This window comes from Arcobacter rhizosphaerae (genome assembly GCF_049472155.1).
In the GTDB taxonomy this organism is placed as follows: domain Bacteria; phylum Campylobacterota; class Campylobacteria; order Campylobacterales; family Arcobacteraceae; genus Arcobacter_B.
Genome location: NZ_JBMOVW010000005.1, coordinates 18,421 through 44,395, shown reverse-complemented (window position 1 = coordinate 44,395; position 25,975 = coordinate 18,421). Strand labels below are relative to the sequence as shown.

The following is a 25,975-nucleotide window of genomic DNA, read 5'->3' as shown; positions in this document are numbered from 1 at the left end:
GTCATAATTAAAGTACTAATGATAGAAGATGATTTAGAATTAGCTCAAATCATTACTGATTACTTAGCCTCATTTGATATAGAAGTTACTAACACAGATAGCCCATACACAGGGCTATCAATGTTAAGTGTTAATAAAGACTATAAACTTCTAATTTTAGATTTAACTCTTCCTGAAATTGATGGTTTAGAATTAATTCCTAAAATTAGAGAAAAAAGTGAAATACCTATTATTATTTCTAGTGCAAGAGATGATATTTTAGATAAGGTTATGGGCTTAGAAAGAGGTGCTGATGATTATCTTCCAAAACCATATAACCCAAGAGAGCTTCAAGCTAGAATAAAAACTATTCTAAAAAGAGTTGAGACAAACACACCTGAAGTTAAAAGTGATATAAAGCAAGCTAATACAACATTTGAAATCAAAGAAGATGATATGCAAATCAATTTTAAAGATAATGCTTTAACTTTAACTTTAGCAGAATATGACATCCTAAAGCTTCTTATTCAAAGAAATGGTGGTGTTGTATCAAGAGAAGATTTTATTTATGCAAGTGATCATATTGAAGATGATTCATCTCTTAAAAATATCGATGTAATTATTTCAAGAATAAGAACAAAACTAGCAAAAATAGATGATAGTGAAACTTATATCAAATCAGTTAGAGGTATTGGATATAAACTAGTATGACAAAAAATATTTCTATTTCTGCTTTTATTAATATGATATTTTCATTAGCATTTGTGGCCATTATGATTACATTTGCTTTATTTATAAGATTTGATCAACAAAGACATGAAATAACCCTACAAAATAGATATGAACTAATTGCAGAAAACTTTTTGAGTGCTTTTCAAAACCTTCCTACAGTTGAAACACTTGAAAATCTTTTCGAAAAATTTAAAGTTGAACCTATAAAAGAAAGAGATGCAAAACTTGAAATAATTAAGCAAGCCCAAGAGCTTACTATTACTCAAAACTATTTAGGAACATATAGAGTTTATAAATACAATGAACACTATTATATTTATGTACAACAATATGGTTATAATATTATGCTTAAAGATATTAGAAACCATAATTATAGTGTTGCTATTATTATACTTGCAATGATTTTATCTTTAGTAACTTTACTTTTTTTATACATAACTTTAAAGAGAAAACTTTTACCTTTAAAGCTTTTAAATAAACAAATTATAGAGTTTTCAAATGGGAAAAAAGATGTAAAAATAAAAAGTGTAAGCAATGATGAAATAGGAACCATCGCAAAAAGTTTTAACGAAGCTTTAACTATCATAAGTAATCAAACTAAATCAAAAGATTTATTTATGAGAAATATGATGCATGAACTTAAAACACCTATTACAAAAGCCATGTTCATAGCTGAGACTCTTGAAGATGAAAAAGCTAGAGATAATCTTCAAAAAGCTTTTAAAAGAATGGATGCCATTATCAAAGAGTTAGCAACTGTTGAGAAAATCACATCTCAAAATAGAGTTGTGTATAAAGAGCTTACATCTTTTTTCAATATCTATAATAAAACATTAGAAATTATGATGATCAACCCTGAAAATATTGCTTCAAAAATTAGAGATTTTAAATTTGAAGTTGATATTTATATGTTTTCAATAGTTCTTAAAAATTTAATTGATAATGCAATAAAATTTTCACCAAATAAAAAAGCTATTATAAATGCTTCAAAAGAACAAATTATTGTAAGTTCAAAAGGTGAACCTTTAAAGCATGAACTTGAGTATTATACAGAAGCTTTTTGTCAAGAAGAAAAAAGAAGTGATGGCTTTGGTCTTGGACTTTATATAGTTAAAACTATTGCTAATTTACATGGTTATAAGTTAGAGTACTTCTATAAAGATGAAAAAAATCACTTTGTGATAAATATGAAAGAGAAGAACTAAGATTCTTCTCTAACATCTTTCATAACTTCAAACCAATCCCTTGAAAATTTATTTTTAATATATTTGGCCCTATGGGGCACAATACAGCCAGAACAGTTTTGGTGAATATAATCATCACCTTTATACTGAGCTCCATCTTTTGAGTTAATTCCACACTTTGAAAAAAGTGTTCTACCCTCAACTACTTCAAAACCTTCCATTTTAAATCTAAAGTTTGGACAGGCACATAAATAGCAGTTTAAATCTTCGTAATCATGGCATTTTTTATTGTCTTTGTATAAAGGACAAAAATCTGGTTCATTCTTAACCATATTGTCAAATCTAAAATACTCTATAACCTCATCAACAGATTTATCACCTAGTTTCTTCATCACATTTGCATGAAGATTACCTTGCTTGATAAACCACTCTTCATAAGTCATCATAGTACTCCTAAAATTAATACAATTATTATAAATATATCTAGTTTTCTTTTAATTGATAATGCATTTAGCACATCATAATTTTCTATAATTTCTCTACCTCTACCAAAAAATGGTTTTTCTTTTAGTTTCCCAAAATAAGAAGTAGGACCGCCAAGTTTAACACCTAAACCTAAAGCAATAGCTGAGATAGGAAGTCCTGCATTTAAACTATCATGTTTTTCCCCATATTTTCTAAACTCTAAAAGTGCAGATTTTGATAAGAAAAACACTGCTATTAACACGGCTGTAATTCGAGAGGGAATATAGTTTACTATATCATCTAATATTGCAGATACTTTACCAAAGTTCTCATATTTTTTATTTCTATATCCTACCATAGAATCAAGTGTATTAATAGCTTTATATATGAAAGCACCCACTATTCCAAAACATATAAGATAAAACAAAGGAGCTATTACACCATCACTTAAGTTCTCTCCATAAGTTTCCACTGCTGCTTTATTCACATCACTATTTGACATCTCACTTGTATCTCGACTTACTAAATATGAAATCTTTTGTTTTTTTACTTCTAAGTCATTGGAACTAACTATATCTTTTACACTCTCATATAACATCTTTGAAGCTAGAGTAAAAGAAGCTAGAAAACCTTGAACAAATATATTATCAATTAGTGATAAAACATACGAAATTACAAATACCACTAGTACTGTTGATATTGTAAGAAATGCACCTCTTAAAATAGAGTCTTTATAAAACTTCTTTTGAAACCAAGAGATATAATTTCCTATTAGAATAATTGGATGTTTTATAAACTTCAGTTTTTCAAACTCACCAAAAACTAAATCAAGAACATAAGCTATTAAAGCAATACTATAAAACACTCTGCTCTATCCTCTTCACATCTAATCTACTTCTCATCTCATCTATAAAAGTATCAACTGTATTTTTCTTATACTCTTTAAAACTATAACCTATATAGTCCTTATTGATTGCTTTAAAATATGATGTTCTAAACTCATCATTATCAAAGATACCATGAACAAATGTTCCTTTGAATTTATTAGACTCATAAGATAATGGATACTTATCACAAACCCCATGATGTATCTCAAAACCATATATCTTACAATCAAATAAATCATAAGATTGCTTTTTTAAAACCTTTTTTTTCTCAAAAACAATATTTGATGGTATTTTTCCAAAGCCCTCTTCTACTAAAGGCTCGCTATTTTCTAAAGCATACTTATCATTAAGTGTTTCAAACATCATCTCATATCCGCCACAAATAGTACAGATATATCCATCATAGTTTTTTATTTGATCAAATAGCCCCATATCTTTTAGCCATTTTAAATCTTTGATTACAAGTTTTGAACCAGGAAGAATTACTAAATCAAACTTCTCTAAAGATATATTATAATCTACAAACTCTACAAATACTTCATCATCAGCAATTAATGGTTCTATATCATTATAGTTACTCATAAAAGGATATGAGATAACAGCAATATCTAGTTTTTTCTTTTTTGGCTTTTGTACGAAGTTTTTTAGACTTGCAGAGTCTTCAAATCCTAAGTTAAATGGAATATATGGTAATACTCCTAATACAGGGATTTTAAACTCTTCTTCAATAATTCTAATACCTTCATCAAAAAGTGTTAAATCACCTCTGAATTTATTTACTATAACTCCAACTACATTATTTCTTAGTTTCTCTGGTAATAAGTGATAAACTCCATAAATAGAAGCAAACACTCCACCTTTTTCTATATCTGCTACAAGTATAATTTTTGTATTGTATTCATCTGCTATAAAGATATTTGATAAGTCTTTATCCATTAGATTTAACTCTACTGGACTTCCTGCACCTTCACTTACTACTATGTCATAATTATCATCTAAGTACTCATAACATCTCTTAACTGCAGGTTTTAATAAGTCTAAATCTCTATAATATTCTCTTACATCTTTGTTTGTAACTACTTGACCTTCTACTATAAGTGAAGCAGAACTTCCACGACCTGATTTTAAAAGTACTGGGTTTAAGTGATAAGATGTCTCTACCCCTAAAACTTCTGATTGAAAGTATTGAGCTATTGCTATTTCACTACCATCATCACATACATGTGAGTTATTAGATACATTTTGTGCTTTAAAAGGAGCAACACTATAACCTAAGTCTTGAAGTATTTTTGCTATTACGAAAGTGATAGTTGATTTACCAGCATCTGAACTAGTTCCAAAGATAGAGATATTTTTCATTTTATTCCTGAACTTATATTTTGTGATATTATAGTAAAAATTAAATTAGAGTCATTTTCTCATACTTTATCACAAATAAATAAAAACATATTTAAGTATTTATAAAACACTTATATGATATTTTTCTATCTTAGGATTTTATAATGTATCAGAAAATAAAAAACTTATTTGACATAAAAGTCATATATACTATTATATTCATAACTCTAGCATCATGGTCTTTCTTCGCCTACTATACTATGAGTACTTTAATCAAAGAACAAAAAGTTTATGCAAATATAATCAATCTTAGTGGAAAACAAAGAATGCTTTCTCAAAAAACTGCACTTATGGCAGAAAGATTTTATGAATCAAATAATAAAAATTTTAAAATACATTTTTATGAATTAATTACTCTTATGGAAAAAGAGCATAAATACATCACTAATAATCTAAATACAAAAGAAAGCCAAAATATATATTTTAAAAAGCCTTATAACTTAGATAAAAAAGTAACTACTTATATATCCATGCTTAAAGAATTTTATAAAAATAAACAAAAAGAGACTTTAGAAAAAATACATGATTACTCTTTTAATCTTTTGCCTAAACTAAATCATGCAGTATATCAGTTTGAAAAAGAGAGTCAGGATATGACTCAAAACCTTTTAGAAAGAGAGCTCTTTATTTTAATTGGTACTTTATTTACGCTATTTTTAGAAGCTATATTTATAGTAATTCCATCTATAAAATTAACACAAGAAAAAGAAAAAGAACTTCAAGAGTTAAATAGTGTATTAGCCCATAAAATAGAAAAGGCAATAAAAGAAAATCGCAAAAAAGAAAATATGCTAAAACATCACTTTAGACTTGCTCAAATGGGAGAAATAATAAAAAATATTGCTCATCATTGGAGACAACCTTTATCAGTAATATCAACCCTAGCAAGTAGTATGAAAATAGAAAAACAATTAAATATACTTGAAGATAAAAGGCTTATTCAAAATTTAGATACAATTGTTGATTATACACAAGACTTATCAAAAGTTATTGAAAATTTCACTTTATTTACAGATGACTCACATGATTTAATTTATTTCAATGTTACAAAATGTATGTATCTTACAACAAACCTAATAGACGCTACTTTAAAACATGAAAATATAAAACTTATTAAAAATTATGATAATAAAGAACTTCGTATAGAAGGTAATAATATCAAGTTTAGACAATTGCTTTTAAATATTTTAAATAATGCAAAAGATGCTTTAGTAAAAAGTACTAATAAAGATAAATATATAAAAATATCATTAGAAGAAAAAGCAGATTCAATCAAAATTCTAATTGAAAATAACGGTGATAAAATAAAAGAGAATATTCTGCCTAAAATATTTGATATATATTTCACGACGAAACACTCATCAAAAGGAACAGGATTAGGATTGTTTTTATCTTATGAAATTGCAACTAAGCACTTCAAAGGTAATTTAAGTGCAAAAAATTTAACAAATGGTGTTATTTTTGAAATAAATCTTCCTAAATTCTCTAATACTAGTAAAACCTTATAATTTATATGTAATTATTATTGCTATATACTTAATATAAATTCTTATATTAAGGAAAATAATGAAAAGTCATAAGTATTTATTTATAAAAGTATTTATTCCATTTTTTATAGCTTTTGTAATAATTGGTGCTTTTTCATTGTTTTCACTTGATAAATTAAACAATAATTATCAAAAAAATCGGACAAAAGATATTTTGCTAAATATTGAAAGAATCTATGAAAGTAAAATAAATGAAAATAATAATATTTATAAAGAACTCTTACATAATATCAAAAATGATAAAACAATTGCTGAACTATATCTTCAAAAAAATAGAAAAGCTCTTTATGATTATACAAAAGACACCTATTTAAGATTGAATAAATCTTTTGGTATTACGCACTTTTATTTTCATGATTTAGATTCAAGAGTATTTTTAAGAGTTCATAATTATAAAAAACACTCTGATAAAATAGATAGATTTACACTAAAAAAAGCTCAAAATACCTTAAAAGATAGTGTAGGAATTGAATTTGGTATTGCTCACAATCTAACTAGTCGTTATGTAACTCCGTATTTTATAAAAGGAAAGCTTGTAGGTTTTTTAGAATTAGGAGAAGAAGTAGATTATATGACTCAATATTTATCAAATATTCTTAATGCACAAATACTTGTAGCCATAAAAAAAGATTTAATAAATCTAAAAAATATAAGACTTACAAGTAAACTAAATAAACAAATAAAAAACTATCCAGAAACTGCAAAATACTATATAATAAATTCAACAATTGAAAATATTGATGATAATATAAAAAACTTGATAGATAAAGATGTAGATATATTTAAAATACAAAAGAACATATCAATAAACTATGAAATAGGTATGTTGGAACTTTATGATATAGAAAAAAGAAATGTAGGAGAAATAATAGTTCTTATAAATACCCAAGAAGATAAGATAAACCTTCTATCTGAAAAGACTAAACTAAGTACTTTGATTTTTTTAGTAGGATTTTTTATAGTAAGTACTTATTTTGTTTACGTTAAAGGTATTACTAAAAAATTAGATAAATCTACAGAAGATATTATAAAACTTACGAATATTGATCAATTAACTTCACTTTATAATAGAAGATATTTTAATGAAATAATTCCTCAAGAAATACAAAACGCTATAAATGCTAATCAAAATGTATCTTTTATAATGATAGATATTGACGACTTTAAAAAATATAACGATAACTATGGACACTTAAAAGGTGATATAGTTTTAAAAGAAGTTTCAAAAATATTACTTAATCATCAAAAAAGGGCCAATGATATTGCCTTTAGAATGGGAGGGGAAGAGTTTGCTTTATTTGTTATAGAAAGAGAAAATCAAATCAGTGCCATAAATATTGCAGAACAAATACGTAAAGAAGTATTTGATTTAAATATTGAGCATAAAATGTCTCAACATAAAAAAATAACTCTATCAATAGGTATCACAACTCAAAAAGCAACTAAAAACCTAGAAATAGATGAGTTATACAAACAAGCAGATGAAGCTTTATATATAGCGAAAGAAACTGGTAAAAATAAACTACATCCTTACATGAAATAAAATATAATTACCAAAAGTTTCCCTATTTAAATTTATATCCTTCGTTTACTATATTCTTAATGATTTCTACGGGACTGTTTAATCATTGAGATTCAAACTATTCCATAAATGGTAGATGAGTAAATATCTAATTTAACTCACTACTATCTAAAATAAAAGTTACGGGGCCATCGTTGTGAATATCAACATCCATATTAGCTCCGAACTCTCCTATTTGAGTGTGAATTCCTAAAGACTCAAATTCTTTTACAAACTGTTCATACATAGCTTTTGCAATATCAGGTTTTTCACTACTATCAAAACTAGGTCGTCTTCCTTTTTTCACATTTCCTGCAAGAGTAAATTGAGAGATAATCAAAGCTTCACCTTTTACATCTAAAAGAGATAAATTCATCTTTCCTTCATCATCAGAAAAGATTCTAAGGTTTGCTATCTTACTTACAAGCTTACTTATATCTTCTTGTTTATCGCCTTTTTTTACACCAAGTAAGATATTTAAACCCTGCCCTATTTTTCCAACCACTTTTCCTTCAACTGTTACACGGGAAGAACTAACTCTTTGAATTACTGCTATCATCCATACTCCAACTTTTCAATTACTAACTTTTTATTCTCAAAAGGATCTATTATCGCTTCTATTTCATCAAACTTATACTTCAATCTAAAGCCTATTTTAGAACCTGTTGCTGTGCTTTCTAAGATATAAAATCTCTTATCATTTACATATAAAGCTTTCTTATTTGCTATTTTTTCTTTTAGATTTACTATTACAAATATATGTTTTGGGACTAGTACAAAGTAAGCTTCATAACCACTTACTTTAAGAAGAGAGATTAAAAGATTTGATTTATCATCACAGTCACCAAAGTTTTGTTTTACAACTTGTTTTGCACTTCTTGCAACTGATTCATTTATTTTATATGGTATTGCTGTTGTGAAATCAAGCATTGCTTGAACTTCACACTTTTCATCACCTTTGATACAATCTTTTGTTAAGTATGAAGCTAATCTTTTTGTATAATCATCAACTCTTACTTGATTTACATAAGTGCTATCACTTATATCTATAAACTGATTTTTAACAATAAAAAATGAAGTGATTATCATATAAATCACATAAGCTATAAATACAAAAGATAGTATAAAAGAGAAGTATTTTAAAAACTTATTGTCTATTAGCATATCTTATCTAGTGCCTCTTTTAACACTTCATTACTATGTGAAGACTTCACAGCTATTCTTGCATAAGTACCATCTAAAAAATCAAAATTACTACAATCTCTTATCATGATTTTATAAGGTTTTAGTTTCTGTTGAAACTGTTTTGCTGTTATGTTTTTAAGTTTTACAAGAACATAGTTTGCACTACTTTGATAGATATGCTCTATTAGATTACAAGATTGAAGTATCTTTTCTAATTGGATTCTATTCTTTACATTTATAGCTTTTGCAATTCTTTTAAAAGTGTAATCTTCCAAAGCAGCTTGTAAATAGTTTGAATCAAACTGAGATAGTTTCCACATTGGTTCAAACCTTCTTAAACTATCTATATTTTGCTCATTTGAAACAATAGTTCCAACTCTAATACCTGCACTTGAATAGAACTTTGTCATTGATTTTAAGATATAAAGTTTGTCGTATTTTTTGATATATTTTGTAGCTGATTTTCCATCACAAAAATCTAAAAAACTCTCATCAATCAAAATAGTACAATGCCTATTCATCCAATACTCAAGTAGTTTATCAATATCATAATAAGTTCCATCAGGAGTTGAAGGATTTACAAAAACTACTAAACTTCCCTCTTTTACAGGTAAAAAAACATTTTCAAATCTATTTATAGTTCGAAGTTCATAGCCAAAGTTTATAGAAGCTTTTTTATACTCTAAATAAGCAGGACTATAAATAGTACAGTGTGTTAAATCAAGATGCCTAAACAAAGTAAAAATAGCACTACTTCCACCATTGAAAAGCTCAATTTGATTTGGCTTTACACTATAGTTTAAAGCTATTTTCTCATATAAACTATCATAAGTTGGATAAGCTGAAATATCAAGTGAGTTAAAATCCAAATTGATATTTGGTTTAATAAAGTTGATATTTGAAGATAAGTCTATTATATCTTTTACTTCGCACTCAAGCTCTTTGGCAAAAGCTTCTACTTGACCACCATGCTCAAAAGTATTCATACTACTAAAGCCAATACCACATTAAGTAAGATTAGTTCTACATGCTCTAAAGTAAAACCTAAACAATCCCCATTTACAAAACCAAACTGCTTATCTAGCTTCTTTAAAATCAAATAAAAACTAAATAGTGAAACAAATAAAAGGGTTAAAACATGAGAGCCAAGAAACAGAGCAAAAACTATATATAAAAGACTAAAAATTTTAACTTTTCCTACTCCTGCATCTTGAAAGGCAAGAGATAAAAAACTATCTTTAGCAAATTTAAAATAGCCAAGTAGATAAATAAAATTCAGCCTTGAAAACATACAGATTATAAAAAACAGAACATACTGCTCTTCAAAAAGTAAATACGTAATAGCTGCAACTTTTAGTAAAACAAAACTAAAAGTATATAAAGCCCCAATAGCTCCAATAGTTGGTTCTTTCATGATTTTATAAGCATCTTTTCCACCATGTGAAGCAAACCAAGCATCAACCACATCACAAACTGCTTCAAGATGTAAAAAACCATATAAAGCAAGATATATAACAGCACTTATAAAAGAAGCATATAAAGGATTAAATAGCTCATTTAATCCTAGATTTAAAACTATCACAAGTGTTGAGATAATAGCTCCAACTAAAGGTAAAAGAGCTAAAGTGTATTTGTAAGTTTCGTTGTTTATTTCCATGTTTTTTACAAAAACAGGAATAGTTGAGAAATATGAAAGGGCAAAATAAAAGGCATTTAAAACTGTTTTCATTTTAGTCTTTTCTCCAAGCTATATTTTACCTCATAAACCTCATCACATTTTTGAGCTAAATATTGTCCTAAAAGACCTGAGATATCCACAAAGTCTCTACTATATCTCTCCATAGGAATTACACCATTTCCAATATCATTTAAAATAAAAATTACATTACAATCAAGTGCAAATATTTGATTCAACTGTTCTTTCATTGAGTCTATTCCATCATCCATATTGTTTAATATAAACATTGTCATACAATCAATCAGGTAAGTTTTACCCTCTTTTACAACTTTTATTAAATCCTTTGGCTCTTCAATAGATAAAAAGTCATCTTTTCTCTCATCTATATGTCTTGAAATTCGCTCAGCCATAGCCTCATCATTATATGAGTTATCATAAGTTGCCACATAATATGGCTTTTTATCTTTTGATAACTCTAAAGCTTTAGCACTAGCTTTTGAAGTTTTTCCTGACTTTTGACCACCAAAGTAAAATATTTTCATTATAATCCTAAAAAGTTTTTAATACCTGTAAATACAATCTGAGCTGATAAGGCAGCTAAAAATAAACCTGTGATTTTTGAGATTACTAATAAACCTTGTTTTCCCACTACTTTTTCAATGTAAGTAGACATATAAAGCATAAAACCTATCATTAAAACAGCACAAACTAAAGCAAGACTTCCCATAAGCATAGAGGAAGTATTATCAAAAGTAGCACCCATTACAAGTAAAATACCAATAGTACCTGGGCCTATTGTAATAGGAATAGCTAAAGGTACTACTGCTAAATCACTTACATTATCAACGCTTTTTTTACTACCCTCTTTATTTCCTTTGATTAAATCAACAGCTGATAAAAATAGTAAAGCCCCTGCACCTATTCTAAAAGCATCTAAAGTTATACCAAATACTTCAAAAATATGTTTTCCAAAGAAAACTAAAACTAAACTCATAACAATAACTGAGATAGTAACTTTTATAGCTAAAGCTTTTTTTTCTTTAACTGTTGCTTCATTTGTTACTGTTAAAAATACTGACAACACAAAAAATGGTGTCATAATAAAAAACATTTTTAAAAATGTTGAAATAAATACTTCCACTATCTTATCCTAAGAAACTTTCAATTTTATCTGTTAGAGCTTGTTTATCAACTCCATTTATAGAAGCATAACAAAGAGCACCTCCACAACCAACACCCTCTTTTGCTTCACCTTCATCATAAAGCTTTAAAGCAGGATGTGAAGATAAACTAAAGTCAAAATCACTTGCATAAGCATTTATAGAAAAGTTTAACTGCTCTAATAAAGCTTTTATATCTGAATTTTTATCTTCTTTTATCCATTTTGTTGTACATAAAGCAATATTTTTAGTATCAACAACTCCACCCATGCCCTCAACAATTGAATTAGCAATAAGTAAAGCACTTGCCATTTGTGTACCACCTGCAAGAACTACTTTTAAATCATCTCTTCCCGTTGACCCCAGTATAAACCCTGCTGTAAAAATCAACATATTATCAGATACTTTTGACAATCTAGCAAAAACATCATCCTCTTCATTTATTAAAGCCATAGCTTCATCTATAGTTTTTGCTCTTATATCATCTGGCGAATTTTTAAATGAGCTTGAAAATAGTTCATCAGCTTTATATCCTAATGCTTTAGCTGTTGCATAAGCTGTTGTAGTTCCACTTGGAACTGACTCACCTAAAATCACATAATCACTTTGAAGTTCTAGATTTTGAGCAAATTCAACACCTTTTTGGAAAACATCCATAGCGTTTATGTTTGCATTTTTATTTATAGCTTCACTTGGTTTTAAATCAAAATTATGAACTTTAAAATAGTCTAATTTAGGAATTACTTCTAAACCTAAATTTAGTATTTCTATATTTAAAAAAGGTTTTAATTCATGTACAGCTCTTGTAATAAGTGCAGGAGTTGGTACACCTTTTGGTGTTTGAGCTATATTTTCTAAAGATCTAACTTCTTTTACACATAAAAACTCACTATCAAGTGTAGGGGTAAGGTATAATCTTCCAGGAATTCCAGCTTGGGAAATATTAGGTATTTCACAAGTTTTTGTAACACTTGTATTCAATAAAAAAGAAGCTGATTTTCCCCTAAGAGATTCAAGAAAGTCTACACTTCCTAAAATAGTTTTAAAGTTCATTAAAAACCTTTATATAAATTTTTAGGAAGTATAACAAATATTAGTTTTAAAGTGGTTTTTCTTAGAAATTCTTATTTACAATTTCTAAGAAATCCTTTGGATTTTTGTAGCCTACAATTTGTGAAGCTTTGATTTCTTTGTTGTTTTCATCCCAAAAGATAAGTGCAGGAGGACCAACTACTCCAAACTTAGCTTGTAAAGCTTTATCATCATCTGTATTTTTTGTAACATCAGCTTTTAATAAAGTAAAGCCTTTTAGCTTTTCAATAACCGCAGGATCTTTAAATGTAATTGCTTCTAACTCTTTACAAGATACACACCAATCAGCATAAAAGTCTAACATTACAGGTTTAGAAGAAGCTTTTATAGCATCTTCTAACTCTTTTAAATTCTTTACATATTTAAAATCTAAAGCTTTTTGCTGTAAAACTACACCTTTTGAAGATGTAAACATAGAGTAAGGTTTTAAAGGATTTGTAGCACCACTTAAAGCACCTACCATTAAAGAAACACCATATATAAAAATCACAACTGTAATCAATTGAGCTAAAATATGTTGATATATTTTTAAATAAATTGCTGTAGCTAATAATAATAAAGCCCATAACCACATAACATAAATAGGATCTAACACTCTATCAAGCATCCAAACTGCAACACCTAGCATTACAATACCAAATATTTTTGATACAGAATCCATCCAACCACCTGGTTTTGGCATGTATTTTCCTGCACCTAATCCAATTAAAAGTAAAGGTACACCCATACCCATACTCATTACAAATAGTACTGCTCCACCAAGTACAGCATCACCTGTTTGTCCTATATATACTAAAGCTCCAGCAAGTGGCGCTGCAACACAAGGACCTACTATAAGTGCTGATAAGAATCCCATAATCGCAATACCTGCAACACCTTGTTTTTCTTTTCCATCTGTTGTTTTTGTGATTTTATTTTGAATACTTTGAGGTAACTCCAATTTAAAATATCCAAACATAGAAAAGGCAAGTGCAACAAATATACCTGCAAATACTACTAAAACATACGGATTTTGAAGTGCTACTTGTAAGTTTGCACCAAATACTCCTGCTACTACTCCTGCAATTGTATATGCTAATGCCATTGAAATTACATACACAAAAGATAAGAAGAAGCCTCTTGCTGGTGTTATTTCACTTTCATTTCCTGCTTTAACAATAATAGATGAAAGAATAGGAATCATTGGGAAAATACAAGGAGTTAAAGATAGTCCAAGTCCTGCTAAGAAAAAGAATCCAAGTATTACAAAAAAGCTTCCACCTTTAAGTAAATTTGCTATTTCATCTGTTTCATTTAAAGCTTGTGTTTCTTCTTTTGTTTCAACACTTTTTTCTTTTTGAACATCTGTCTTTACAACAGAATTATTCGTATCACCAAATCCTACTAAGTCTAAAGTATATTTTTCACTCATTGGAGCATAACAAAGTCCAGCTTTTGAACATCCTTGAAACTTAACTTCTATCTCATAGTTATTTGAATCAATTTTTGACTTTAAAAGTGAAATGGGAATATTAATATCTAAGTTATCAAATTGCACCATCCACTCTTCATAAGGAACAGCTTCGGGGATATTTAAATCCTGTGTAATTTCTATCTTTGATGGCTTAGTAATAAAAACTTTTAATTTATCATCATAAAGATAAATGTCTTGTCCTAAACCTAACTTAAAATTAATTGCGTCTTGTGTTTTACTAAAGCTTGGTTGAAAAGCTTGATGTGGTTCTAAAATGACTCTTTTCTCAATTGAAAAAACTGATTGAAAAAGTAATGCTAATAAAATTATCGATCTGATTATAAACACTTAAATTACTCCTATTCTAATTCGAAAATTTTTCTTGAACTTTTTTGAAGTTCAACTGCTGATTGTATTCCAACTATTGTTTGTATAGCTTCTCCATCTTTAAAATATACTAATGATGGAAGTTTAGTGATATTGTATTTTTTTGCAAGAGATAATTGCTCATCTATGTTTACTTTATAAATACTTATATTATCTGATTTTATTATATCAAACTCTTGTAGTTTTTTATTTAATACTTTACAAGGAGGACACCATACAGCATAAAAATCGATAATAACATTTTTACCTTTTATTTTAGATTGAAAATTATCTGTAGTTAACTCTTCAAATGCAAAAAGTGAAACCACTGTAAAAAGAAATGTAATTAATATTTTTTTCATAAAACTAGCCTTTAAATAAATCATTATTATAATCATGACATTATATATTATAAATATAAAGAGTTTGTTAATTTGTTTAACTTATATTATATATATTTTTTATTATAATTTTTTATTATATTTAAAGGGATAATTAAAATGAGTGAATTAGTTGACTTACAACCTAAAACTGTAGAAAAAATGATAGATGATTCAAGTGTTGTAATGATAGATGTAAGAAGAGAAGATGAATGGGAAAGAACAGGTGTTATAAAAAATGCCCATAAAATGACTTTTTTTGATATATATGGTAACCATAATGTTGAAGAGTGGATGAAGGATTTAGAAAAAATTGTCCCATCTAAAAATACTACCATTGTACTTATTTGTGCCCATGCAAATAGAACTAGAACAATTGGTAATTTCTTAATTGAACAAGGGTATAAAAATACTGCTCATTTATTTGGTGGTATGGCCTTATGGCAACAAGAATTAAGACCTACTATTAAGCATAAAGCTTAATAGGTCTAATAAATTAAGCTTCTGAAGCTTTTTTATCTGCACTTGCTTTTTGTAAAATTTCAATAACCTCATCTAAATTTTCATAAGGAATATGTGATTTCCACTGAACATCTTGACCATTTAAAGAAATACCAATACTTACAATATCTGCTGTATCTTTCCCATAAGGCTCAGTTACATTTGAAATAGAAATTTGTCCTTTTTTTGTTCCTGCTAAAGGAAGTGAACCTAGCTGTGTAATAGTTGACATTTTTAATCCTTAGTGTTATAAATTTATTTTTTATTTTACATAAATAAGCTTGTGTTTTATTAAAATCAATCAATATTTATATTAGGTTTAGCTAAATAGTACCCTTGAAACTCATTTACACCCATTTCTAATACAGTTTTAAATACCTCTTCACTATGTATAAATTCAGCTATAACTTTTATATTTAATGCCTTTGAAAATTCTACTATTGATTTTACTATTTCATAAGAGTTTTTATCTTCATTAATACTTTTTATCAAAGAACCATCAATCTTTATATAATCAGGTCTTGTTTCTAAAATATGAGCAAAATTTGAATATCCTGTACCAAAATCATCAATAGCTATTTTTATACCTTGAGCTCTATATTTTTTTATAAATTCATTTAATATTTTATAGTCTGAAATAAAATCACTTTCTAAAAGTTCAAAAACTAATCTATTTTTATAAACATTATCAATATGATTTAAATAATTATCTAACATTTCTACAAAAGTTCTATCTTGAATATCTTTAAAACTTAAATTTATACTTATTTGTTTATCTGTATTTTTTAAAGCTTCAAAAGTTTTTTTGAATAATTGAGAGGCTAAATAAGGATATTGTTTTGTCTTAATAGCCACATCTAAAAATTTATAAGGAAGAATATACTCTTCTTCTCCTTTTTCATTTTTATCTCTTATTCTCATTAAAGTTTCATATTTAACAACTTCTTTTTTATCATTACAAATAGCTTGAAAAAAAGGTACAATATTGTCTTTTTCTATTGCATCTTTTATCTTATCTCTCCAATATATAGCTTTTTTTATTAACTCTTTTGTATCAAATTCATCTGAATAAGAAACTGATTTAAGATTACTTGATTTTGCTTTTTTTAGTGCAATTCCAGCTGTTTTTAGAGGTTCTTCTTGTCCTAAAGATATACCAGTGGTAATATCTATAAAAATATCTATATTTAAATTTTCTAAATATATTGATTTATTCTTGAATAACTTATTTAGCTCTCTCATTAAATCTTGGAACTTTTTTGTATCTAACATATTATTTTTAACAATCGCAAATTCATTTCCATAAATCCTATAAGCAGTTGAATTATATTTGATAGCTAAAGTTCTTAACCTTTTTGCTACTTCAATTAATACAAGGTTTCCAGAAGAGAATCCATAAAGCTCATTTAAATCATTAAAAGAATCAATATCTATAATAATCAAAGAAACAAAATCTTCATTTTTAATATTCTCTTCAAGAGCATATCTATTTTCTAAAGTAGTTAACTCATCATAAAAAAGCTTTTCTTGAATTTCTTTTGTTTTAGCTTTAACTTCAACTTCTAAATTTTGCTTATTATTTTCAATTTGATTTATCATACTATTAAATTGATTAGCAAGAAAACCTATTTCATCATTTGTTTTTTTACTAAGATAAAACTCTTTTGTTTTTTCATCTTTAACTTCATTTAACATTTTATTTAAAGGACTAATAACTTTGATTGTAATAAAAATCCCAATAATCGCTAACACTGAAAAAAGTAATAAGGAAATATTTAAAAGAAGTGAATTTATACCTGCTAAAAAGATCGAAAATTCTTCTGTATAAATTGATGAAACTATATAGTAATCCAACGTTTTATTATATCTTATCCAAGAAACTTTTTCATAAGTAAAATTATTAGGATCATATACTCTATTCCAATTATATGTAAATGTTTTTTCTTTTTTATATGATTCCATAACCTTATCATATAAAGTAATATTTTCTTGTTTTAACTTTATTTCTTTTACATTCTTTGTATTTAATTCAGAAGAAGGATTAACTATTAATTTTCCTGTTTTATCAAAAATATAAACATAGCCATTTTTACCTAAACTTATATTTTTTAGTAAAAAATCAATTTCATAAATAAATTTTTCTTTATCTTTAAAGCTTTTAGATTTATAATTTATAGTAGATACAATTTTTTCAAATTTTTCTTTTATTTGTTCTTTTTGAGTATTTGCAAGGTATGTATTTATTTTAGGAGATAAGAAAAAAACTACAAAAAATAAATATGCAAGAAGTAAGAGGATTAACATCCATGTTACTTTAAAAAATATTCTGTTAGTCATAATTTCCCTAATTATTTTTAATTAAGGGAATTATAACGTAATTTTTTTACATTAATATAAAATTTATTTTTATTTTAATGTAGCAATTTTATCTGTATATTTAATATTTTGCTCTAAAAGCTCTTCTATTTGAACAAAATCTTTTTCCCAAAGCATAACAACTGTAGAGCCCATTTTAAAGTAACCTAAACAGTCAGCTTTGCTTATTTTAATATTTTCATATTCATATACTTTAATTTCAGCTGTATCAATATTTGTTTCTACTCTTGGTTCAAATTCAAATACCATTTGTCCAACATTAAGTGCACCTACAAAAACCATATAGAAAACTTTTCCGTCTGTTTCACACTCTATAATAACTCTTTCATTTTGAACAAAAAGTTCTAGTTCTTTATTTAAATACTTTAAATTAACAGGATAAAGTTTACCTGGAACATGAATAAGTTTTTTTAACTCAAAATCAAAAGGAGAATGGTATCTATGATAATCTTTTGGAGATAAATAAAAATTCATAAAATCTCCATTTTCTAACCTTTCAAAATTATCTTTACAATAAAAAGTTAATAAATCCTCATAAGAGTATTCCATTCCTTTTATCTGTAAAGCTAAATCCCCTTGAATTTTTCCACACTGTGTTATTAAACTATCAGTTGGTGAGATAAACTCATTAGCAGCACTCTTAACTTCTCTTTGTATCTCAAGCTCTCTTGTAAATAAAGCATTTAAAGATTTATAATGTTTTGGGTGCTTAAATTCACTCATATTTAAGCCTAAAAACTTAACATACCCTCTATTAATAATACTTTGAATAGGTGAGGGGAATTGAGTTTTCGCAAATTTGCCAAACCATTGAGAAATTACATTTGTAATGTGCATATTTTTCCTTTTATAAATTAGTAATGTAATATTATCAAGATTTACTTCTTAAACTGCTTTAATTAAGTATAATTAGTTAATGTAATTTTAAAGATAAACTTTTTCTTTGAAAAGTTTTGATAAAGTTTCATTTCATTTAAAAAATATTAAGGATTATATTAATGTACAAAATTATAGTAGCCAATCAATGTGGTTGCTTTAAAAGAAGTAATTTACAAAATAATTTAACTTTTCAATCTAAAGATGAAGCTCTTTTAAAAGCAATCGAAATGAAAAATCAAATGAACGAAGAATTCTGTAAAAAACACGAATTTGATGTTCAAGAAATGTATAATAACTTTGTTATCTCATTTTATAGTGATGCAAGAGATAACTGCTGTGGAAATGGATGTTGTTCATAAGAACAACATCTATATCTTAGGTACTAAAATAAAAAGTCTTCCTTTTTCCTTCATAAGTCCTGCCAACTCTTCGGCATTATTTCCATAACCAAAAAAGAAATCAGCTCTAACTTCACCTTTTATAGCACCACCTGTATCTGCTGCAACAACTAATTTATTTATAGGTTCTTTCGTCTTTGGATTTTTTGTTTGAATAAAAACTGGCATTCCTAAAGGAATATGTCTTCTATCAACTGCTATATTTCTTTTTGCTAGAAGAGGTACTCCTAAGCTCCCTGTTGCTGTTTGTTCATTTTTTGTAAAAAATATATAACTAGGATTTGTATTTAAAATCTCATCAATTTTATTTGGATTTTCATCTAAAAACTTTTTTATTGTTTGTAAAGATATATTTTCTTTTTCTAAGTAACCTTTTTCAAGCATAGTCTTACCAATAGCTACATATTTTCTTCCATTTTGATTTGCATAACCAATATTTATAATCTCACCATTTTCTAGTTGTACTCTACCTGAGCCTTGAATATGTAAAAAAAATAAATCTACTTTATTATCTACATAAACTATGGGTTCTAAATCTTCTCTTTTCTCAATCTGTTCTCTTGAATCATAAGGATATAGAAGTCCATCTTTTACTTTTGCTTTATATTTAAATCTCTTAAAATTCATATACTTTTGCTTATCTTTTAATGTGACTAAATCTTTTGGTGTCTTATAAATTGGATACTTATATCTTTGAGTTTTTTTCAAGCTCCCATAGAGTAAAGGTTCATAATAACCTGTAATTAAACCTAAGTCACCTTTATTTGAAACCAAAATTCTTGGAGTAAAATATTTTGTAAAAAACTCCTCACCATTTTCATAATATAAAGAGTTTTCACACACATTCTCAAAAATATGATTCTTTGAAGCTTTCTCACATGCTTTTTTAAAAACAATTAAAGCTTCATCTAAATCATCATCAAAAAAACCATGCATATAATCATAAGTTGACTTCTTCAAAGTAGGAGTTGGCTCTTGTTTATTTGAAGAACATCCTGAAAAAAATAAAATTAAAGAAATTGTAAATATAATAAGCTTCATAATTCTCCTAATACTCAAACATTGAGAGTTCTAATATTTTTGAGTTTTATTATTATATAAATAAAAGGTTAACAGTCATTAATAACACTATATTTTAGCATAATTTGATTATAATTATCAAAATTAATAGTAGGAGTTTGTATGAACAATATAGTGAATTATTTAAGAATTTCACTTGGAATAATCTTTTTATGGTATGGAATATTAAAATTTTTTCCAGAATTAAGTCCAGCAGAAACATTAGCAATAAACACAATCAATTGGATTTTCAATGAAGCTATTCCTGGTGAAATTTCAATTAAACTTTTAGCAACATGGGAAGTTGTAGTAGGAATAGGTTTTATTTTAGGTATATATACTAGATATATAACATTATTATTTTTAATTCACATGTTTTTAACATTTTTACCTTTATTCATATTCCCTGAATTAAGTTTTACACAAGCACCTTATGCTTTTACAATAATAGGACAATATATAGTTAAAAATATAGTATTTATTTTAGTAGGTATTTTAATTTTAAAAGAAGAAAATTTAAAATTAATCAATAATAGATAAAAGTAGTTTCTACTTTTATTTATTATTAGCCTTGAGAATAAACCTCTTTTAATCCACATTGTTTACATTTATACTCTATATCATTTACTCCTGAACATCCTCCACTTTTTAGCATTCTAGCACTTATAGCTTCTGATTTAAAAGTTGTTTTTGTATTTTCATCATAAAAAGTTTTTGTAGTAGCTCCACAATCTGGACAGATACCTTTATTTAGTTTATCAACACGAGAGTGTTTACTTTTGAAGTATAATAAAACTGAGAATATAACTATTAAAAAGACTAATAGTAAAAAAATTAGGGTTTGCATGAAGTAGAGATTACTCTACTTCAGCATCGATAACATCGTCATCGTCTTTCTTCGCTTTTTGGTTTGGTTGAGCACCTTGTGCACCACCTTGAGCTTGTTGCTCTTTTGCATACATAGCTTCTGCTAACTTATGAGAAACTTCAGTTAAAGCTTTTACTTTTTCTTCAATTTGCTCTTTTGTTGCATTTTCATCTTTTAGAACTTCTTCTAGTTCAGCAGCTGCATCGATGATTTTCTTTTTCTCTTCTTCTGAAACAGCACTTTCATTCTCTTCTAAAGTTTTCTTAGTTGAGTGAAGTAAAGCATCAGCTTGGTTTCTAACCTCAATTACTTCTTTTCTTTTTTCATCAGCTTCTTTATTTGCTTCTGCTTCATTTACCATTTTTTCGATTTCTTCATCAGATAATCCAGATGAACCAGAAATAGTAATTTTATTTTCTTTACCAGTTCCTTTATCTTTAGCAGATACATTTAAAACACCATTCGCATCAATATCAAATGTTACTTCAATTTGAGGAACACCTCTTGGAGCTGCTGGGATATCTGATAATTCGAACATACCTAAAGATTTGTTATCTTTAGCGAACTCTCTTTCACCTTGACCAACGTGAATAGATACAGCTGGTTGGTTATCTTCTGCTGTAGAGAATACTTGAGATTTTTTAACAGGGATAGTTGTACCTTTTTCAATTAACTTAGTCATAACTCCACCTAAAGTCTCAATACCTAAAGATAATGGTGTTACGTCTAATAATAATACATCTTTTACATCACCTTTTAATACACCAGCTTGAACAGCAGCACCAGCAGCAACTACTTCATCAGGGTTAACACCTTTATTTAAATCTTTTCCAAAGTACTCTTTAACTACTTGATTAGCTTTTGGTAATCTAGTTGATCCACCAACCATAATTACTTCTTCAATTTCATTTTTATCTAATCCAGCATCATCAAGTGCTACTTTGATATGATCTAAAGTTTCATTGATTAAGTGCTCAGTCATAGACTCAAATTTAGCTCTTGTTAAAGATTTAACTAAGTGAACTGGTCCTGCATTACCCATAGAGATAAATGGTAAATTAATTTCTGTTGAATCAGCAGAAGATAACTCTTTTTTAGCATTTTCAGCTGCATCTTTTAATCTTTGTAATGCCATTTTGTCATTTTTAATATCAAAACCATTTTCAGCTTCAAATTCACTTGCTAACCAATCAATAATCGCATTATCAAAGTCATCTCCACCTAAGAAAGCATTACCATCAGTTGATAATACTTCAAAAGTACCATCACCAATTTCTAATACAGTAACATCAAAAGTACCACCACCTAAATCATATACTAATACTTTTTCTTCACCTTTTTTATCTAAACCATAAGCTAATGAAGCAGCTGTTGGCTCATTGATAATTCTTAATACGTTTAAACCAGCAATAGTACCAGCTTCTTGAGTTGCTTTTCTTTGCGCATCATTGAAGTACGCAGGAACTGTAATAACTGCATCAGTTACAGGTGCTCCTAAATACTCTTCTGCATCAGCTTTTAATTTTCCTAAAATTTTTGCAGAAATTTCTTGTGGAGTATATACTTTATCAGCAATTTCAACAGCTGCTGCACCATTTCTATCAACGATTTTGTATCCAACTTTTGATTGTGCTTCTTTAGCATTTTCTTCATCCATCATAAGACCCATAATTCTTTTAATAGAATAAATAGTTTTTTCAGGATTTGTAATAGCTTGTCTTTTTGCTGGATCACCAACTAAAACCTCACCTTTATCAGTGAATGCTACGATTGATGGAGTAGTATTTTTACCCTCTTTATTAGAGATAACTTTTGCTTCTCCATTTTCATAAACTGCCATACAAGAGTTTGTTGTACCTAAGTCAATTCCAATTACTTTGCTCATTTTTTTTCCTTATCAAATTTTTATTTTTGTTTTCAAATATACATTTTAAAATCTATTAGTTTTATGACATTCCGGTCAATCCTCAAAATATAAAAGTTCTATTTTGAGGATAGTTCAAGGCGGGCAAAAAATTCAAGGGAGGAGCTTACTTTCAGTAAGTGAGTCTCTTAAATTTTGCAGACCAACGCCGAAATATTCCAAAAGAGGACTTTTATCTATTTTTTACAGATGCTTACCATTGCTGGTCTTAATAATCTCTCTTTTAATTTATAACCCTTTTGAAGCTGTTGAACTATTTGTCCATCTTCATGATCAGGGCTATCAATTTGCATTACTGCATCATGGAAGTTTGGATCAAACTCACCATCTGTTTCTACTACTGAAATATCATGTTTTTCAAATGCTGTATAGAAGTTTTTGATTGTTAATTCAACACCTTCTTTTAACTTTCCAAGTAACTCTTCTGCTGGCATATCTTTTGATGCTTCCTCAGCAGCTAAAGCCATTTCTAAAGTATCAATTGGAGCTAATAAGTCTTTTGCAAACTTTTCACTTGCATAATCAATAGCTGCATATTTTTCTCTTTCTAGCCTTTTTTTGATATTTTCAAAATCTGCATGAACTCTTAAATACTTATCTTCTGATTCTTTTAATTTAGCTTCTAATTGAGCTATTTTTTCTTCAGGGCTTAACTCTTTTTCTTCATTTACTTCTTTTGTTTCCTCAGAAGCTTCTTGAGTCTCTTGCTCTTCAACAATTTCTTCGTTTAAAACTTCGTCTTTTTTTTCTTCACTCAATTTCTTCTCCTATTATTAAAAGCTTATTATTTTTTTATAAAAGAACTCATAATCTTTTGCAAGTTCTCCAATTACTAACATTTTCACATCTTTACCTTCAATGCTACACGTATGACAAATACCAATATAATCTTGAGGTAAAAGATTTTCAAAATATAATCCTTCTTCTACCTTATTTAAAATTTCACCTTTTAAAAAACTATCAATTGTCATTTCATCAAAGTTATAACTTAAAGCTAAATTTAAAAACTCTTTGTAATTAAAAACTTCAAAGTTAGAGTTTTGCAATGTATAAATAATTGCATTATAAACTTCATACGCGCCTACATCTTTTGAGATTTTTAAAATATCCTTTAAAGATAAACTTATCATATCTTTTAAAAATCTATAAAGTGCATTAGAATATTTTACATTTATCGCAAATGAAGTAAACTCTAATATCATATATTTATCTTCAACATTTATAATATTTTGCAGTAAATCAGAGTCTTCTTTTTTTAAAAATACAGTAACTCCTACTTGAGATGCATAATATTGTAAAGCTTTTAAATTAATTTCAGAAATCTTAAAATTTAACTTACTTTTCCAATATTGTTTTAAAGCTTCTGTAGTTGGAGTTCTTCCACTACTAATATGCTCTTGTGCTAAAAATCCCTCATCACCTAATTTTTTAAAGTATCCTCTAATTGTTGCAGGCGAATAAGTTATATCATACATTGATTTAAGTTGTGTAGATCCAATTGGTTCTAAATGTTCAATATATGCTCTAATGATAGACTGTAGTAAAAACTCTTTTTTATCAATCATAATTCTTTACCATTTTTTAATTTTTAGCACTCGTTCTCTCAAACTGCTAAAGAATTATAACTTATTGAGTGTATCTTTGTCAAGTGTTATTTTGAAAAATTTTTAAAATTTTTTATATTTTTTAGAATAAATTTTCTTAACATTTAATGTAACATATCCCACTTATTATACACTTTGGTAGCCATTTTTAAGAATAGTTTTAATTTTTATATGCTAAATTAATGATTAATTGTAATTTTTATACAATTTTTATGTAATTAATTGTAATGGCTACAGTTTGATTATTTATCTATATCTGATATAATTATTCTATGTACTTTGTTACATCTAATTTATATAAAAAACTAAAGGAGAAAAAATGAGAAAAATTGCTACGGCTGCTTTATTAGGAGCACTTACAATTCCAGCATTTGCTGCTGAGTTTATTACTATTGGTACTGGTGGTGTTACAGGAACTTACTATCCAACAGGTGGTGCTGTTTGTAGATTAGTTAATAAATACAAAAAAGAAACTAAGATCAGATGTTCTGTTGAATCAACTGGTGGTTCTGTTTATAATATTAATACTATTAAAAATGGAGAATTAGACTTTGGTATTGCACAATCTGATGTTGTTTACCAAGCTGCACAAGGTACAAAAAAATTCAAAGGAAAGCCAGTTAAAAACTTAAGATCAGTTATGGCTATTTATCCTGAATTATTTACATTAGTTACTAGAAAAGATGCAAATATCAATGGTGTTATGGATCTTAAAGGTAAAAGAATCAACTTAGGAAATCCAGGTTCTGGAAATGAAGCTACTGCTTTAGCATTATTTAAAGCTGTTGGTATGTCTAAAGATGATTTAAAATTTGCAGGTGCTTTAAAAGCAGCTGAAATGCCAGATGCATTAAGAGATAATAAAATTGATGGTTACTTCTACATGGTAGGTCACCCAACTGCAAATATTAAAGATGCTTCAAACTCTGTTGATGTAAAAATCACACCTTTAAAAGGTGATAAAGTTGATGCATTAGTTAAAGCTAATCCATATTTTGCACAAGCTGATGTTCCAGGTGGAATTTATAAAGGAAACCCAGAAGGTACACCTACATTTGGTGTTAAAGCTGTATTAGTTTCAAGTACTGATGTTAGTGATAAAGCAGTTTATACTGTTGTTAAAGCTATCTTAGAAAACTTCGATGCTTTCAAAAAATTACACCCTGCTTACGCAAATATCACAAAAGAATCTTTATTAGATGGTCTTTCTGCTCCAATGCATGAAGGTGCTAAAAAGTACTTCAAAGAAGCTGGAATTTTAAAATAATTCCTCTCTACTCAAGGGCTTAGGCCCTTGAA

General features: G+C 27.4%; 28 protein-coding genes. 8 read left to right on the top strand and 20 right to left on the bottom strand.

Features of this window, described 5'->3' with window-relative positions; translation table 11 throughout:
- Window positions 1-3: 3 nt before the first annotated feature.
- Both ACH5BH_RS09195 and ACH5BH_RS09190 read left to right on the top strand, forming a co-directional pair.
- Window positions 4-690: a response regulator transcription factor gene (locus ACH5BH_RS09195; protein ID WP_423298266.1), complete on the top strand. Its 687-nt coding sequence runs from the start codon at window positions 4-6 to the stop codon at window positions 688-690.
- The gene (locus ACH5BH_RS09190) at window positions 687-1,916 is read left to right on the top strand and encodes an ArsS family sensor histidine kinase (protein WP_404308089.1); all 1,230 of its coding nucleotides are present in this window, start codon (window positions 687-689) and stop codon (window positions 1,914-1,916) included. The genes ACH5BH_RS09195 and ACH5BH_RS09190 overlap by 4 nt, the downstream gene beginning before the upstream one ends.
- Here ACH5BH_RS09190 and ACH5BH_RS09185 read toward each other — a convergent pair.
- The 3 genes from ACH5BH_RS09185 to ACH5BH_RS09175 are packed head-to-tail and all read right to left on the bottom strand — an operon-like array spanning window position 1,913 to window position 4,606.
- Window positions 1,913-2,341, bottom strand: a complete 429-nt coding sequence (locus ACH5BH_RS09185; protein WP_423298135.1) for a hypothetical protein — start codon at window positions 2,339-2,341, stop codon at window positions 1,913-1,915. The two genes, ACH5BH_RS09190 and ACH5BH_RS09185, sit on opposite strands and share 4 nt — an antisense overlap.
- The gene (cbiB, locus tag ACH5BH_RS09180; protein WP_423298134.1) at window positions 2,338-3,225 is read right to left on the bottom strand and encodes an adenosylcobinamide-phosphate synthase CbiB; all 888 of its coding nucleotides are present in this window, start codon (window positions 3,223-3,225) and stop codon (window positions 2,338-2,340) included. Before cbiB ends, ACH5BH_RS09185 begins: the two co-directional genes overlap by 4 nt.
- A complete protein-coding gene (locus ACH5BH_RS09175; RefSeq protein WP_423298133.1) occupies window positions 3,215-4,606 on the bottom strand; it encodes a cobyric acid synthase in 1,392 nt (463 codons plus the stop codon). The genes cbiB and ACH5BH_RS09175 overlap by 11 nt, the downstream gene beginning before the upstream one ends.
- Window positions 4,607-4,749: 143 nt before the next feature.
- Between ACH5BH_RS09175 and ACH5BH_RS09170 the strand changes: the two genes are divergently transcribed.
- Entirely contained in the window at window positions 4,750-6,153 is a 1,404-nt protein-coding gene (locus ACH5BH_RS09170) for a sensor histidine kinase (RefSeq protein ID WP_423298132.1), read from the top strand.
- Window positions 6,154-6,211: 58 nt separating this feature from the next.
- On the top strand, window positions 6,212-7,735 hold the full coding sequence (locus ACH5BH_RS09165) for a diguanylate cyclase (protein ID WP_423298131.1): 1,524 nt from the start codon (window positions 6,212-6,214) through the stop codon (window positions 7,733-7,735).
- A 127-nt stretch (window positions 7,736-7,862) separates the two neighbouring features.
- Here ACH5BH_RS09165 and dtd read toward each other — a convergent pair whose 3' ends face one another.
- The 9 genes from dtd to ACH5BH_RS09120 form a co-directional block, all read right to left on the bottom strand.
- Window positions 7,863-8,312, bottom strand: coding sequence for a D-aminoacyl-tRNA deacylase (dtd, locus tag ACH5BH_RS09160; protein WP_423298130.1), 450 nt, complete (start codon window positions 8,310-8,312; stop codon window positions 7,863-7,865).
- On the bottom strand, window positions 8,309-8,917 hold the full coding sequence (locus tag ACH5BH_RS09155) for a transglutaminase-like domain-containing protein (protein WP_423298129.1): 609 nt from the start codon (window positions 8,915-8,917) through the stop codon (window positions 8,309-8,311). The genes dtd and ACH5BH_RS09155 overlap by 4 nt, the downstream gene beginning before the upstream one ends.
- A complete protein-coding gene (locus ACH5BH_RS09150) occupies window positions 8,911-9,924 on the bottom strand; it encodes an aminotransferase class I/II-fold pyridoxal phosphate-dependent enzyme (protein ID WP_423298128.1) in 1,014 nt (337 codons plus the stop codon). Before ACH5BH_RS09150 ends, ACH5BH_RS09155 begins: the two co-directional genes overlap by 7 nt.
- Window positions 9,921-10,667 carry an adenosylcobinamide-GDP ribazoletransferase gene (locus tag ACH5BH_RS09145; RefSeq protein WP_423298127.1) on the bottom strand — a complete coding sequence of 249 codons (747 nt, stop codon included), beginning with the start codon at window positions 10,665-10,667 and terminating at the stop codon, window positions 9,921-9,923. Before ACH5BH_RS09145 ends, ACH5BH_RS09150 begins: the two co-directional genes overlap by 4 nt.
- Window positions 10,664-11,158, bottom strand: coding sequence for a bifunctional adenosylcobinamide kinase/adenosylcobinamide-phosphate guanylyltransferase (locus tag ACH5BH_RS09140; protein ID WP_404308109.1), 495 nt, complete (start codon window positions 11,156-11,158; stop codon window positions 10,664-10,666). Before ACH5BH_RS09140 ends, ACH5BH_RS09145 begins: the two co-directional genes overlap by 4 nt.
- Entirely contained in the window at window positions 11,158-11,757 is a 600-nt protein-coding gene (locus ACH5BH_RS09135; RefSeq protein WP_423298126.1) for a MarC family protein, read from the bottom strand. The genes ACH5BH_RS09140 and ACH5BH_RS09135 overlap by 1 nt, the downstream gene beginning before the upstream one ends.
- A gap of 4 nt (window positions 11,758-11,761) precedes the next feature.
- Window positions 11,762-12,829, bottom strand: coding sequence for a nicotinate-nucleotide--dimethylbenzimidazole phosphoribosyltransferase (locus ACH5BH_RS09130; RefSeq protein ID WP_423298125.1), 1,068 nt, complete (start codon window positions 12,827-12,829; stop codon window positions 11,762-11,764).
- Between the two features lie 61 nt (window positions 12,830-12,890).
- A complete protein-coding gene (dsbD, locus tag ACH5BH_RS09125) occupies window positions 12,891-14,669 on the bottom strand; it encodes a protein-disulfide reductase DsbD (protein WP_423298124.1) in 1,779 nt (592 codons plus the stop codon).
- 11 nt (window positions 14,670-14,680) lie between these two features.
- Window positions 14,681-15,049, bottom strand: coding sequence for a thioredoxin family protein (locus tag ACH5BH_RS09120; protein ID WP_423298123.1), 369 nt, complete (start codon window positions 15,047-15,049; stop codon window positions 14,681-14,683).
- A 138-nt stretch (window positions 15,050-15,187) separates the two neighbouring features.
- Between ACH5BH_RS09120 and ACH5BH_RS09115 the strand changes: the two genes are divergently transcribed.
- Window positions 15,188-15,550 carry a rhodanese-like domain-containing protein gene (locus ACH5BH_RS09115; protein ID WP_423298122.1) on the top strand — a complete coding sequence of 121 codons (363 nt, stop codon included), beginning with the start codon at window positions 15,188-15,190 and terminating at the stop codon, window positions 15,548-15,550.
- 13 nt (window positions 15,551-15,563) lie between these two features.
- Here ACH5BH_RS09115 and ACH5BH_RS09110 read toward each other — a convergent pair whose 3' ends face one another.
- The 3 genes from ACH5BH_RS09110 to ACH5BH_RS09100 form a co-directional block, all read right to left on the bottom strand.
- Window positions 15,564-15,800, bottom strand: coding sequence for a hypothetical protein (locus ACH5BH_RS09110; protein WP_404308121.1), 237 nt, complete (start codon window positions 15,798-15,800; stop codon window positions 15,564-15,566).
- Window positions 15,801-15,865: 65 nt separating this feature from the next.
- Complete coding sequence (locus tag ACH5BH_RS09105; RefSeq protein ID WP_423298121.1) at window positions 15,866-17,905, bottom strand: EAL domain-containing protein; 2,040 nt, start codon at window positions 17,903-17,905, stop codon at window positions 15,866-15,868.
- Between the two features lie 69 nt (window positions 17,906-17,974).
- Window positions 17,975-18,781 carry a phosphatidylserine decarboxylase gene (locus ACH5BH_RS09100; protein WP_423298120.1) on the bottom strand — a complete coding sequence of 269 codons (807 nt, stop codon included), beginning with the start codon at window positions 18,779-18,781 and terminating at the stop codon, window positions 17,975-17,977.
- Between the two features lie 161 nt (window positions 18,782-18,942).
- On the opposite strand from ACH5BH_RS09100, the gene ACH5BH_RS09095 reads away from it, so the two are divergent.
- The gene (locus tag ACH5BH_RS09095; protein WP_423298119.1) at window positions 18,943-19,182 is read left to right on the top strand and encodes a hypothetical protein; all 240 of its coding nucleotides are present in this window, start codon (window positions 18,943-18,945) and stop codon (window positions 19,180-19,182) included.
- A 9-nt stretch (window positions 19,183-19,191) separates the two neighbouring features.
- Here the strand turns inward: ACH5BH_RS09095 and mltA are convergent, their stop codons facing one another.
- A complete protein-coding gene (gene mltA, locus ACH5BH_RS09090; RefSeq protein ID WP_423298118.1) occupies window positions 19,192-20,262 on the bottom strand; it encodes a murein transglycosylase A in 1,071 nt (356 codons plus the stop codon).
- A gap of 141 nt (window positions 20,263-20,403) precedes the next feature.
- On the opposite strand from mltA, the gene ACH5BH_RS09085 reads away from it, so the two are divergent.
- Entirely contained in the window at window positions 20,404-20,820 is a 417-nt protein-coding gene (locus ACH5BH_RS09085) for a DoxX family membrane protein (RefSeq protein WP_404308131.1), read from the top strand.
- Between the two features lie 25 nt (window positions 20,821-20,845).
- Here the strand turns inward: ACH5BH_RS09085 and ACH5BH_RS09080 are convergent, their stop codons facing one another.
- The 4 genes from ACH5BH_RS09080 to ACH5BH_RS09065 form a co-directional block, all read right to left on the bottom strand.
- Window positions 20,846-21,127, bottom strand: a complete 282-nt coding sequence (locus ACH5BH_RS09080) for a hypothetical protein (protein ID WP_404308133.1) — start codon at window positions 21,125-21,127, stop codon at window positions 20,846-20,848.
- Between the two features lie 10 nt (window positions 21,128-21,137).
- Window positions 21,138-23,033 (bottom strand): molecular chaperone DnaK, encoded by a 1,896-nt coding sequence (gene dnaK / locus ACH5BH_RS09075; protein ID WP_404308135.1) that lies wholly within the window; start codon window positions 23,031-23,033, stop codon window positions 21,138-21,140.
- A 215-nt stretch (window positions 23,034-23,248) separates the two neighbouring features.
- Window positions 23,249-23,830 (bottom strand): nucleotide exchange factor GrpE, encoded by a 582-nt coding sequence (gene grpE, locus ACH5BH_RS09070; protein WP_404308137.1) that lies wholly within the window; start codon window positions 23,828-23,830, stop codon window positions 23,249-23,251.
- Between the two features lie 15 nt (window positions 23,831-23,845).
- Complete coding sequence (locus tag ACH5BH_RS09065; RefSeq protein WP_404308139.1) at window positions 23,846-24,637, bottom strand: heat-shock protein; 792 nt, start codon at window positions 24,635-24,637, stop codon at window positions 23,846-23,848.
- A 358-nt stretch (window positions 24,638-24,995) separates the two neighbouring features.
- Here ACH5BH_RS09065 and ACH5BH_RS09060 point away from each other — a divergent pair, with 358 nt between their 5' ends.
- Window positions 24,996-25,943 (top strand): TAXI family TRAP transporter solute-binding subunit, encoded by a 948-nt coding sequence (locus ACH5BH_RS09060; protein WP_404308141.1) that lies wholly within the window; start codon window positions 24,996-24,998, stop codon window positions 25,941-25,943.
- The last annotated feature ends 32 nt before the right edge of the window (window positions 25,944-25,975 follow it).